The following is an 11733-nucleotide window of genomic DNA, read 5'->3' on the forward strand; positions in this document are numbered from 1 at the left end:
TTAGGCCTGCCGCCAGCGTTCGTTCTGAGCCAGGATCAAACTCTCAAGTTGAAACGCATTACTGCGTATCCTTGACGTCGAACCTCTGCACATCAAACCTGCATCACTTACTGAATGATACAGGCGTTTTCTCCGTTTGAAGTGCTTAAAGTTACCAAAGTAACAACAAGCCGTCCAAACAGTGAAGCTGACACTCCATCATCGGCCGAAGCCTAAGAGCGCGATATACAGACGTTGATCCATCGAATGAACCAAACCGCCCACATATCTCTTCAGATATCTATCAATTTCAAAGAGCGTCGAGACAAAAGAAACCAAGATGCGCCGTAAACTTTCAGCGCGCCCCGCCTCAATTACCTCAGAATTTTCCCGCTACGTAAGACCCGAACCGTAACCCGTCGTCCCCGTCTAGCGCCCCGTGTCTGCGTGTCTGCGTCTCCGGTAGAACGCTCTATAGACCTGTGATTTGGGGGCTGCAACAGCTTTTTTCAAAAAACTTCGTTTTTTTCGATTTTATTCGGAACCGCGCTGATATCGCGTGCTGCTGGCGCTGTGCCCCCATTCCGGCCCCTATGCCCCAAGCCGACAGTAAAGCCCCGCGGCCAGCTTTGCGCGCTCTACCAGACTGTCGACTTCGATATGTTCGTTCAGCGTATGGAGCCCCTGCCCCCGGACCCCGATGGAATCGAGCGTGGGCAATCCGAGGTAGCCGGTAAAGTTCCCGTCCGATCCGCCGCCTGCCGATTGGCCGGTCATCTCGAACCCCAGCTCGCGCGAGATCTCTTGCGCCACCCCCAGCATCGCCATCGTGCCGGGCTGGTCCGGTTCCCAGACGGGGCGGGTCACACCGCGCGTGACCTCCATCACCACATTCCCCTGGTCCGCGTTCAACGCCATCATCTTGGCAATGCCCGCATCCAGTTGTTCCTGTGTCTTGGCCATAGACAGGACTTCGGCATCGCAGACCGAAGAGACGCAGTTCACCCATTGGCCCGCGTTGAACACCCCCAACGAGAAGGTACAGTCGTCGCTGGTCATGCCTTCGATCACGGCGACATGCTTTGCCATCTCGGCAATCGCCGACACGCCGTCCTTCAGCGCCCATCCCGCGTGGCTGGGTTTGCCGCGGGTTTGCAGGTTGAACCGCGCGATGGCATAGCGCCCGATCACCGCGCCGCCGTCGGGGCAGGCAGGTTCGGGCACAAGGATATATTTATGGCGCTTGGCCTCGGCCTCGATCAGCGCGCGGGTCGACGGTGTGCCGACCTCTTCATCCGGCGTGAACAGCACGGTGACGGGCAGCGGAGTCTCGACCCCGGCGGCCAGCAATTTGCGCAGCGCATCAAGGAAGACATAATTGCCGCCCTTCATATCCATCAGCCCGGGGCCATAGCAGATACCGCCCTCGCGGCGGAACGGCAGCTTTTTCAACGTGCCCACAGGGTGGACCGTATCCATATGCCCTAAGAGCAGAATACCCCCCTCGCCCGCGCGGGGGTGGGGCATGGTGGCGCGCACGCTGTCGCCGAACCCCATCCGGCCCGGAATCCGTTCAACCCTCGCACCCAAGGCCGCCAGTTCATGCTGCACCAGATCCATCATCCGGTTCACGGCCCCCGCGTCAAAGGTCGGGCTTTCGGTTTCGATCCAGGGGCGCAGCCCTGCGATCATCTCGTCCGTGTCAAACGGCAGCTCAAGCGGGTTGGTCATGTCGGGTCTCCTCCCTAGTGCGATGCCGTGATCTGCGGCACCGCCAGACGTTCTTTATGATAGCGTAACTTCAGGCCTTGGGCAGACGTGTTTCCACGATGCGCGCATAGATCGATGCCCCCACGGGCAGCATCGCGTCATCGAGCACGAAGCCCGGATTATGCAGCGGCACATTGCCCGCGTGTCCGACACGGCAATAGGCACCGGGCACGACTTTCAGCATATCGGCAAAATCCTCTGATCCGGTGGCCTGCTCGGTCGATTCTGACGACAGGTCAGCGCCCACCACATCTGCGGCGGCTGCGACATAGGCGGTGGTCAGGTCGGGGTCGTTCATCAGCACGTCAAAGACATTGCGCAGGTCCACATCAATCTCCACCCCGTAAGACAGCGCCATGCCCGCACAGATATCGCGGATGCGCTGATCGGCGAGCTGGGACACATCGTCGTGGAAATAGCGAATGGTGCCGGCAATCGTCGCCGTATCGGGCACCACGTTATAGGCAGAGCCCGCATTGAACTTGGTCACCGACAGAACGATGGGCTTGGTGGGGATGATATTGCGGCTGGCGATGCTTTGCAGCTGTTGCACCAAAGCGGACCCGATAACGATCGGGTCTTTCGACTGATGCGGCGCGGCGGCGTGGCTGCCGGTGCCCTTGATCGTGATGTCGAAAAAGCTCGCCCCCGCCATCGCGGGCCCCGGCGTGACAGACACGACGTTGGGTTCCGAATTCGGATCGTTGTGCATCCCGTAGATCTCGTCACAGGGGAAGCGTTCAAACAGCCCCTCGGCGATCATGCGACGCGCGCCGCCCAGACCTTCTTCGGCGGGTTGAAAGATCAGCACCACGGTGCCGTCAAAATCCCGCGTCTCGGCCAGATAGCGCGCGGCCCCCAAGAGCATCGTGGTATGGCCGTCGTGACCACAGGCATGCATCCGCCCCGGATTGGTGGAGGCATAAGCCACGCCCGAGGTTTCCTCGATCGGCAGCGCATCCATATCGGCGCGCAGACCCACGCGGCGGTTGCCACCCCCCTGCCCCTTGATCAGCCCGACGACACCGGTGCCGCCGATGCCCTCGTGTACCTCGTCCACCCCATAGGCGCGCAGCTGCGCCGCCACGATGCCCGAGGTCCGCACCTCTTCGAACCCCAGTTCGGGGTGGGCGTGGAAATCCTGACGGATCGCGGTCAGATCGCTGGCAAAGGATTCGATCTTTGGAATGGTGGTCATAGGGTGGCTCCTGTCACGGGGGTCGTGCGGTCCAGCGCACGGAAGTTGGCGAAATCCCAATGCCGGCCGGGCGCGGCCTCGATCAGGTTGCGGGTGTAGTCATGGCGTGGCGCGGCAAGCACCTCGCCCGCGGGCCCATGTTCGACGACAACGCCTTTCTGCATCACCAGCACCTCGTCGCAAATCTGCGCCGCGACCCGCAGGTCATGGGTGATGAACAGCATGGCGATGCCGAATTTTTCCTGCACGTCATCCAGCAGGTCAAGCACCTGCGCCTGCACGCTGACATCCAGCGCCGACACGGCCTCGTCCGCGACCAGCAGATCGGGCTTCATTGCAACAGCGCGCGCGATGGCGATCCGCTGGCGCTGCCCGCCCGAGAATTGATGCGGATAGCGGTCCAGCGCATCGCGCGGCAGGTCCACCAGCTCCATCAGCTCGGCGGCGTGTTCCATCGCATCGGCGCGGCTGGTGCCAAAGTTGATCGGCCCCTCGCACAGACTGCGCGCCACGGTCCAGCGCGGGTTCAGCGACCGGTAAGGGTCTTGAAACACGATCTGGAAATGTTTGCGATGCGGCTGCAACTGACGGCGCGACAGCTGCGCGATCTCGGTCCCCGCAACAGTCACCTTTCCCGCCGTAGGGTCGATCAGCCGCATGATGGCACGGGCCACGGTCGATTTCCCCGACCCGCTTTCGCCCACGATCCCAAGGGTGCGCCCCGGCTGGATGGTGAAATTCACATCCTGCGCCGCCCGCACCCCTTGGCTGGCGCGAAAGAAACCGCCCCCGCCATAGGTCATCTCTAGCCCGTCCACGGTGATCACATCCCGCGCCTCCGCCGGTGCCCGAGGGGCGCGCGGATCAAGGTTGGGCACCGCCTGCAACAGCTTGCGGGTGTAGTCTTCCTTGGGCGCGGTCAGAAGCTGCCGGATCGGCGCGCTTTCAACAATGCGGCCCTTCTGCATGACGCTGACCGTATCCGCGATCTCGGCGACCACGCCCATATCGTGGGTGATGAACAGCACCGCCGTGCCATGGCGTTCCTGCATCTCTGAAATCAGCTTGAGGATCTGCAACTGCGTCGTCACATCCAGCGCCGTCGTCGGCTCGTCCGCGATCAACAGATCAGGGTCAAGGATCAACGCCATGGCGATCATGATCCGTTGCCGTTGCCCGCCTGACAGCTGATGCGGGAATGCGGCATAGATACGTTCCACATCCGGCAGATGCACCTGCTCCATCATATCGATGGTGCGGGCCTTGGCCTCGGCGCGGGACAGATCGCTGTGCATGTTCAGCACTTCCTCGATCTGCTCGCCCACCCGCAAAACAGGGTTCAGCGCCGTCATCGGTTCCTGAAAGATCATTGCGATCCGCCGCGCCCGCAAGGCCCGCATCTGCGCCGGCTTGGCTTGGGTAATCTCGATCCCTTCCAGATCAATCGACCCACCCTGAATTTCCAGCGCATCCTTGGGCAGCAGCCCCATGGCCGTCAGCGAGGTGACAGATTTGCCCGACCCGCTTTCGCCCACCAGACAATGGGTCTCGCCCGCGCGGATATCCAGATCGATCCCGCGCAACACCGGATCGGCCTTGGGCCGCCCCGCCAGTCCCACCGTCAGCCCGCGTATTTTCAGAACGCGTTTGGCATCGGTAAAGTCTTTGGACTTGAATTCCATCTCACACCTCCCGCTTTTTCATACGTGGATCAAGGATATCGCGGGCCGTGTCGCCCAACAGGTTGATCGCCAGAATACACAAAGACAGCATCAAGCCCGGCCAGAAGATCAGCCCCGGCTTGATCTGGAAATAGCTCCGTCCCTCGGCCATGATATTCCCCCATGTGGGGATCTCGGTCGACACGCCCGCCCCCAGAAAGCTCAGGATCGCCTCGATCAGAATGGCAGAGGCGCAGATATAGGTGCCTTGCACGATCAGCGGCGCAAAGGTGTTGGGCATCAGATGCTGCAACAAGACCTTGGGCATGGACGATCCAAGCGCGATCGCCGCCTCGACATAGGGTTCTTCGCGCGCGGTCAGCACCACCGACCGGACCAGCCGCACGACGCGGGGCACCTCCGGCACGGTGATCGCGATGATCACCGATGTCACGCTCGGCCCGTTCAGCGCGACCAGCGCAATCGCCAGCAGGATCGCGGGGATCGCCATCAGGCTGTCCATGATCCGCATGATGATACTGTCGGCCAGCCGGAAATACCCCGCGACCAGACCAATCAGCAGTCCCACGGCGACACTGACCACCGCCGCCCCGACACCGATCAGCAACGACACGCGCCCCCCCGTCACGACGCGGCTAAAGATATCGCGGCCGTAAGGGTCCGTGCCCAGCAAGAAGTCATCCGACGGCGGCTTCAGCCGCGCCATCGCATTCATCTCAAGCGGGTTATAGGGCACATAGTAAGGGGCCAGCACCGCCGCGAGGACAATCGCCACAAGGATCACCGCCGCAATCGTCGGACCGACACCGATCCGCATTGCTTTGGGGACAGAGAATAAACCGGTCACAACTTGAAAGGCGCTGTGCCGAGAGCTTGGGATCTGCGTCATATCAGTACCGGATCCTTGGATCGAAGAATGAATAGGAAATGTCGATCAACAGATTGACCGTCACATAGATGCCCGCGGTCAGCAGGATCATCGCCTGAATGACCGGATAGTCGCGCGCAAGAATGGCATCGACCGTCAGCCGCCCGATCCCGGGGATGTTGAACACGCTTTCAGTCACCACCACGCCCGAGATCAGCAGCGCGAACCCCGTGCCGATGATGGTCAGGATCGGCACCGCCGCATTGCGCAGCGCATGGCGGAACAGCACGACATTCTCGCGTACCCCCTTGGCGCGGGCGGTGCGGATATAATCCTCGCCCAGAACCTCAAGCATCGACGCCCGCGTCATCCGCGCGATCAGCGCGATATAGATCGTGGCCAGCGTCAGCGACGGCAGGATCGCACGACTAAAAAACGGCCCGATGCCATCGGTCGGCGATTTATAGCCCTGCACCGGCACCCATTTCAGGTCGATCGCGAAAATCTGGATCAGGATATAGCCGATGACAAAGACCGGCACGGAAAAGCCGAGCACCGAAAAAGACATCACAAGGAAATCCACCCAGGACCGGTGCCGCCACGCGGCAATCACCCCCATCGGCACGGCCAGAGCGACCGAGATCACAATCGTCATCAGCGCGATATTCAACGTCGGCCCCAGACGGTCGCCGATCATACCCGCAACCGAGGTATTCGACAGCAGTGATGTGCCCAGATCACCGCGCAACAGCTGGCCCATCCATGTGCCGAACTGCACCAGCAGCGGGTCGTTCAGCCCCAGACTGTCACGGATACGTTCAAGCTGCGCAGGAGTGGCGGCATCACCGGCAAGGATCGCGGCAGGATCACCGGGCGTCAGCCGCAGCAAGAGAAACACAAAAATCGCAACGATCACCATCACCGGTATCGTGGCCAATATGCGCTTGAGGATATAGAAAAACATGCCGAAGGCTCCTTGCGGTCGTAGGGGTGAGAGGCGCGCATCGCAGCGCGCCTCTCAAGGCAGATCACTCTGCCGCTTTGGTCATGTTCCAGAACACCGGCACCGGCGACGGGATCATGTCTTCGATGTTGGACCGACGCGCCTGCGGGATGATGTATTCGCCCATCATCAGATAGTTCACATTGTCCATCACATGCTCTTGAATACGCGTCGCGATCTCTTTCTTGGTCGCGTCGTCGCTGGCCGAGACATACTCGGTCCGCATGGCTTCGATCTCGGGGTCATCGGGCCAGCCGAACCAGCCATCATCGCCACGACCGTTCAACATCACGTTGACCAGCGGGTCAGAGACTTCGGGCACCATCCAGTTGGTGAAGAACAGGTTCCACCCGCCCTCGGCCACCGGCGACTGCTGTGCGCGGCGTTGCACGACCGACTGCCAGTCCATCGACTGCATATCGACCTCAAACCCCGCCTCGCGCAGCGCTTGGGCTGCAACCACAGGCTGGTTGTTCAGGCTGATCACATCGGTCGGGGCCATCAGGACAATCGGCGTCCCGTCATAGCCCGCTTCTTCCAGCAGTTCCTTGGCACGCTCGGTATTCGCGCCACCGGTCAGCAAGTCAGATCCCGCTTCGTCCCCCAAGGGGGTCGAGCAGCCAAAGATCGCGCCACAGACTTTGTAGTATTCAGGATCACCCTGCATCGTCGCCAGCATGGATTCCTGATCCAGCGCGGCCATCGCCGCCTGACGCACCAGCTTGTTGTCAAACGGTGCATGCAAGAAGTTCGGACGCCCGATGGTGACATAGCCCAGATCATCGCGTTTCTCGACGACGACATCCTCATTGCCCGACAGGATCGGCATCAGGTCGATCTGGACCTGCTCAAGATAGTCGATCTCGCCCGCCGAAAGCGCATTCAGCGCGGTCAGCGCATCGGGCATCGTGGTCCAGACCACCTTGTCCACATTCACGACCTTGCCGCCTGCCATCCAGGATGCGGGCTCGTCGCGCGGCACATAGTCGTCGAACTTTTCATAGGTCACCGACACGCCGGGCTCATAGGCATCCTGATCGAACACAAATGGACCGGAGCCGATGTATTCCGTGATCGTCTCATCGGCAGAGGTTTCGGCAACACGCGCCGGCATGATGAACGGCGGCACCGCGGATTGCTTGGAAATCACGTCGATCAGCGGGCCGAAGGGCTTGGTCAGCGTCCAGACAACGGTTTTGTCATCTGTCGCTTCAAGGCTTTCGGTCACGTCAAAGATCAACTGCCCGCCGCTGTCGCGCTTGCCCCATCGGGTCAGAGAGGCAACAACATCGGCGCCGGTCACAGGTGCGCCATCGTGGAACACCAGCCCGTCGCGCAGGGTGAACGTATAGACCAGCCCGTCGTCGGATGTCTCCCAGCTTGCCATCTGCGGCTGCGGGGTGAAATTCTCGTCCACCGCCGTCAGCACGTCATAGATCATATAGGCGTGGTCACGTGTGATGTGCGCCGTGGTGATCACCGGATCCAGCACCCGCAAGCCCGAGTGCATGACCGCCGTGATCGTGGTTTCTTCCTGCGCGAAGCTCGCGGCAGGCACCAGCAGCGCTGCCGTGGTCATCAGCGACGCCGCCAGCCCCCGGCTTTGTTTCAATGTGGGTCGTAAAGTCAGCATATCAATTTCCCATGTTGGTTGTGGTCATTGTTATATTTGGACACCGCCGGTTGATCCGCCGGTATCGTGGCGTGCAGCAGCCGCACGCGCGGCCCCGAAAACGGGACCGTTAGGAGAGAGCCGCAACCCCTCACGCAACCGCGTAAAGGGCAGGTCTGCGGGGTCGAACGGCATGGGGCCGGGGGCACGCGCGACAATAATCTCGCGCGCACTCGGGGTGAAATCGGCCCGAAAATGGGTAGAGCTTTTGACGACAACAATTTTCTGTGTCTCTGGTGCGATCCCGACAAAGCGGAACATCTCGCGGTCGGCCATCTGCGCAATCCGCGTTGTGACGGCCACCCGCACGCCGCCAATCCGCAAACAGGCGGAGGGCCCCAGATCCAGCATCGTCCCGCCGTAATAGGGGCCGGTGGCTTTCACTTTGCCCTCCGACAGCATCTCGACAACGGCCTCGACCTCGACGGGGCTATCGTCGGGCAGACCGGGGTGCCCGCCAATGCGGAACACGGCGCGCGCGCCCTCCCCCAGCTCGTGGGCTCGGGCGGCGGAATGCGGGTCTACAATCAGCCCGATCGCCGCGTCTTGGGCATCAGCATCGATCAAGGCCCGCAACATCCCCGTCGTGGCAGACACCCCACCCGCACCGGGGTTGTCTTGGGTATCGGCAATCACCACAGGCCCCTGCCCTGCCCCTTTTGCCGCGCGCACCGCATAGGCAACCGCCGCGTCGGGGGTAAATGTATCATTGTCGAACTCGGATTCGGCAGCGGCATAGGCATCCGCCACCGCATCTGCTGCGGCATCCGCCGCCGCTTGAGTCTCGGCATAGGCCACCGCAGTGGGGCCACAATCGGCAATATCCGCCGCCGGAAATCCCATGAACAGCGACGCCGACAATGCGCCTTGCGCCTCAACCTCTGTCAGGTTTTCATACAATCCCTTGGCGGGCTGCATATCCGTCGTCTGAAACGGGATCGGCACCAGATAGGACATGCGGCGGAACGCTTTGGCCGGGCGCGTGCCGGTCTGCATCACATGATCCAGCAACCGCGCCGCTGCGGCACCGGTATCGGCCATGTCGATGTGCGGATAGGTGCGAAATCCTGCGAGCACATCCACCGTGTTCACAAACTCTTCCGAGATATTGCCATGCAGGTCCAACGCGGCGGCAATCGGCACATCCGGCCCCACCAATGCGCGTACCTGACGGGCGATCTCTCCTTCACCGTCATCGTGATGCGTCGCCACCATCGCGCCGTGCAAGTCCAGAAACACACCATCCAACGGCCCTGCGGCACGTAGCCCGTCCAGAAGCTCGCCCAGAATAGTGTCGAACGCATCCTGCGTCACAGGTGCCGATGGAATAGCCCCCGCCCAAAGAACAGGCACCACATCCCAACCCGAATCCCCTGCGACCTTCAACGCGCCGGTCATGCCAAGGTTCACGTCCTGAAAGGCGTCGATCATCGCGGGGCCACCCACCATAGGGACATAACCGCCACCGGCCTTGAAGGCCGCCATATCCGCAGGCTCGGGCGCAAAGGTATTGGTTTCATGAAGAAATCCGGCCATGGCGACGCGCATCGGGGAACCCACCTTTAAATCATGTATCGCTTCACAAAACTGAATGTATTGCTTGGCGATACGGCTGTATTGCCATACGATGCTAGGCACTGACCTATCCTCGCGTCAACCCGGAGCGCTCGATGCCTGACCCCAAACGACCACATTCCTCTGTCGCGTCTAATTTTCAGGCAGATGCCGATAGGCTCTTTGTGCGCTCCGCCGCCCGCGCCATCCATGTGCTCAGCGCATTTCACGACGCCGACGGCCCGCTCAGCCTGTCAGACATCGCCACGAAGGCAGAGATCGACCGCTCCGCTGCGCAACGTCTTGTGCATACGCTCATGATATTGGGGCACATCCGGCGCAGCCCCGATGACCGCGGCTATCTGCCCGGATTGCGCTTGCTTGACCACACCCACGACACCCTGCGTCTGGACCCCGTGGTGCAGGTCGCCACCCCCGTTATCCTCGAGATGCGCAAATCCATCGCCGAACGGATCGACTTCAGCCTCTATGATGAAACCCGCGTGATCTATGCCCTGCGCATGCAAAGCAAACGCGAGACCTTCTACGCCACGCTTGTGGGCCATAGCGTCCCCACCTATTGCACCGCCGGCGGCCGCGCGACCCTTTGCGCCCTGCCCCCAGAAGAGGCGCGCGAGATCATCAATCGCTTCGCGCTTCACAGCTATACCTCTTACACCAACGTGGACCCCGACAGCATTATGAACAGTCTCGAACAGGCCCGTAGAGACGGTTTTGCCCAAGTGCAGAACGAATTCGTCTTGGGCGAAGTCGCCATTGGCGTGCCCGTCGTCAACCGTCAGGGCCGCCCCTTGGGGGCCATCCACATCGCCGGCTCGCTTTCTGAATGGAGCGCCGAAGACTTTGCCCGCCGCGCGGCCCCCATCGCCCAAGAAGCCGCCCGCGCCATCAGCGGCAGTTTCTAGGCGCGAAATTCAATCCGCGTCACCGGCCCCAACTCTGCCTCTACCGCCGCGACAAGCGGGCGCAGAAGATGTGTCTCTATATAGCGCTGCGCAAATTTGCTCGGGGTGCGCAGCTCCAGCACGCCCCCTTCGAACGCCACATATTCAAGCTGCGAGAACCACGCCTTGAACTGATCCGCGTTCTCCCGCGATAGGTTCACCATCGCGCGTTGCCACGTACCCGGCCCGCCCTGCGCGGGCTCTGATGCCTCGGGTTTCGCATAATCGGCCAGTTGTACCACCTTGACCGGGGTTTCGCTGCGATACCGCTCTTTCATCCGCGCATCGTAATCCGGCCCGACCAGCGGCCAGCACGGCTCTGACAGCCGCGCGATCTGCGCATAGTTCAACCGATAGGCCGCCACCCTGCCCCGCACGCCGCCGCGCGTACAAATCAACAGCTGGGCATCCGTCAGCCGTTTGATCTCGCGTTTCACCGTGCGTTCATTCACCGACCACATCCGCGCCAGATCCCGCTGGCCCACGCTCAGCTCGTCAGCGCGCCAATTATACCGCGAGGTCACCGCCGCGATCAGCCGCATCAACGAGGTCTGCAAGGTCGGTGATCCGTTCAACCCCGCCACGCTCAAAGCGGTCAAAAGGTCGTACTTGATCACCCCGGCTTCAGGGCCGGTCAGCCGCAATGGGTTCATGGTTTTGCCTACTCGATGTATCGTCTTATTTTTATCGGTCAGCTTCTTTGAGCCGATTCCGTTTATGCTTTCTACAAAGCTCTAAATCCCGTCTTCTGTCAACCCGCTGGGAAAAACAGGAATTACCCTTTTCCTTAATCCAAATTCAATTTGGTAAAGGTTAATAGGTTAAGGGGGACGCTTAGGTGTCACCATATCAGGGGATGGCTGTCACCAAAACAGCGTCATATGCCCCTTGCCTGTCACCAAAATCTCTTTGCCCCGCGTTAACCGCAGCGAAATAAACCCGTTCTTCAGGATCAGCGCGCGAATTTCGGGAAAATTAGGTTTTGCCAAATTGCCGAATTCGCGTTATTCGAAATTCGAGGCTTAAAAACGCGAGTAGATAG

General features: G+C 60.9%; 9 protein-coding genes and 1 rRNA gene (1 of these 10 only partly in view). 1 reads left to right on the forward strand and 9 read right to left on the reverse strand.

Annotation, left to right across the window (positions count from 1 at the left end):
• The 8 genes from IV89_RS16090 to IV89_RS16125 form a co-directional block, all read right to left on the reverse strand.
• Window positions 1-51: ribosomal RNA gene (locus tag IV89_RS16090) — 16S ribosomal RNA — on the reverse strand; it reaches 1409 nt to the left of the window's first position.
• 519 nt (window positions 52-570) lie between these two features.
• Window positions 571-1710 carry a M20/M25/M40 family metallo-hydrolase gene (locus IV89_RS16095; protein WP_037941343.1) on the reverse strand — a complete coding sequence of 380 codons (1140 nt, stop codon included), beginning with the start codon at window positions 1708-1710 and terminating at the stop codon, window positions 571-573.
• A 70-nt stretch (window positions 1711-1780) separates the two neighbouring features.
• A complete protein-coding gene (locus IV89_RS16100; protein WP_009824267.1) occupies window positions 1781-2947 on the reverse strand; it encodes a M20 aminoacylase family protein in 1167 nt (388 codons plus the stop codon).
• Window positions 2944-4629, reverse strand: a complete 1686-nt coding sequence (locus IV89_RS16105; RefSeq protein ID WP_009824266.1) for an ABC transporter ATP-binding protein — start codon at window positions 4627-4629, stop codon at window positions 2944-2946. The genes IV89_RS16100 and IV89_RS16105 overlap by 4 nt, the downstream gene beginning before the upstream one ends.
• 1 nt (window position 4630) lies before the next feature.
• Complete coding sequence (locus tag IV89_RS16110) at window positions 4631-5518, reverse strand: ABC transporter permease (protein WP_037941346.1); 888 nt, start codon at window positions 5516-5518, stop codon at window positions 4631-4633.
• A 1-nt stretch (window position 5519) separates the two neighbouring features.
• The gene (locus IV89_RS16115) at window positions 5520-6461 is read right to left on the reverse strand and encodes an ABC transporter permease (protein WP_005848795.1); all 942 of its coding nucleotides are present in this window, start codon (window positions 6459-6461) and stop codon (window positions 5520-5522) included.
• 64 nt (window positions 6462-6525) lie between these two features.
• Window positions 6526-8133, reverse strand: a complete 1608-nt coding sequence (locus IV89_RS16120; RefSeq protein ID WP_037941349.1) for an ABC transporter substrate-binding protein — start codon at window positions 8131-8133, stop codon at window positions 6526-6528.
• A 30-nt stretch (window positions 8134-8163) separates the two neighbouring features.
• Window positions 8164-9708: a M81 family metallopeptidase gene (locus IV89_RS16125; RefSeq protein ID WP_235183668.1), complete on the reverse strand. Its 1545-nt coding sequence runs from the start codon at window positions 9706-9708 to the stop codon at window positions 8164-8166.
• A 134-nt stretch (window positions 9709-9842) separates the two neighbouring features.
• Here IV89_RS16125 and IV89_RS16130 point away from each other — a divergent pair, with 134 nt between their 5' ends.
• Window positions 9843-10652, forward strand: coding sequence for an IclR family transcriptional regulator (locus IV89_RS16130; protein ID WP_235183669.1), 810 nt, complete (start codon window positions 9843-9845; stop codon window positions 10650-10652).
• Here IV89_RS16130 and IV89_RS16135 read toward each other — a convergent pair.
• Complete coding sequence (locus IV89_RS16135; protein WP_037941351.1) at window positions 10649-11344, reverse strand: DnaA N-terminal domain-containing protein; 696 nt, start codon at window positions 11342-11344, stop codon at window positions 10649-10651. The genes IV89_RS16130 and IV89_RS16135 overlap by 4 nt on opposite strands.
• Between the last annotated feature and the right edge of the window lie 389 nt (window positions 11345-11733).

This window comes from Sulfitobacter sp. CB2047, assembly GCF_000735125.2.
GTDB classification, from domain to species: Bacteria; Pseudomonadota; Alphaproteobacteria; order Rhodobacterales; family Rhodobacteraceae; genus Sulfitobacter; species Sulfitobacter pontiacus.

What these genes read in the sequence shown, in the direction of transcription:
- IV89_RS16130 (WP_235183669.1), top strand. Translation starts at nt 9,843, where the DNA reads ATGCCTGACCCCAAACGACCACATTCCTCTGTCGCGTCTAATTTTCAG.
- IV89_RS16135 (WP_037941351.1), bottom strand. Translation starts at nt 11,344, where the DNA reads ATGAACCCATTGCGGCTGACCGGCCCTGAAGCCGGGGTGATCAAGTAC.
- IV89_RS16095 (WP_037941343.1), bottom strand. Translation starts at nt 1,710, where the DNA reads ATGACCAACCCGCTTGAGCTGCCGTTTGACACGGACGAGATGATCGCA.
- IV89_RS16105 (WP_009824266.1), bottom strand. Translation starts at nt 4,629, where the DNA reads ATGGAATTCAAGTCCAAAGACTTTACCGATGCCAAACGCGTTCTGAAA.
- IV89_RS16100 (WP_009824267.1), bottom strand. Translation starts at nt 2,947, where the DNA reads ATGACCACCATTCCAAAGATCGAATCCTTTGCCAGCGATCTGACCGCG.
- IV89_RS16115 (WP_005848795.1), bottom strand. Translation starts at nt 6,461, where the DNA reads ATGTTTTTCTATATCCTCAAGCGCATATTGGCCACGATACCGGTGATG.
- IV89_RS16125 (WP_235183668.1), bottom strand. Translation starts at nt 9,708, where the DNA reads ATGGCCGGATTTCTTCATGAAACCAATACCTTTGCGCCCGAGCCTGCG.
- IV89_RS16120 (WP_037941349.1), bottom strand. Translation starts at nt 8,133, where the DNA reads ATGCTGACTTTACGACCCACATTGAAACAAAGCCGGGGGCTGGCGGCG.
- IV89_RS16110 (WP_037941346.1), bottom strand. Translation starts at nt 5,518, where the DNA reads ATGACGCAGATCCCAAGCTCTCGGCACAGCGCCTTTCAAGTTGTGACC.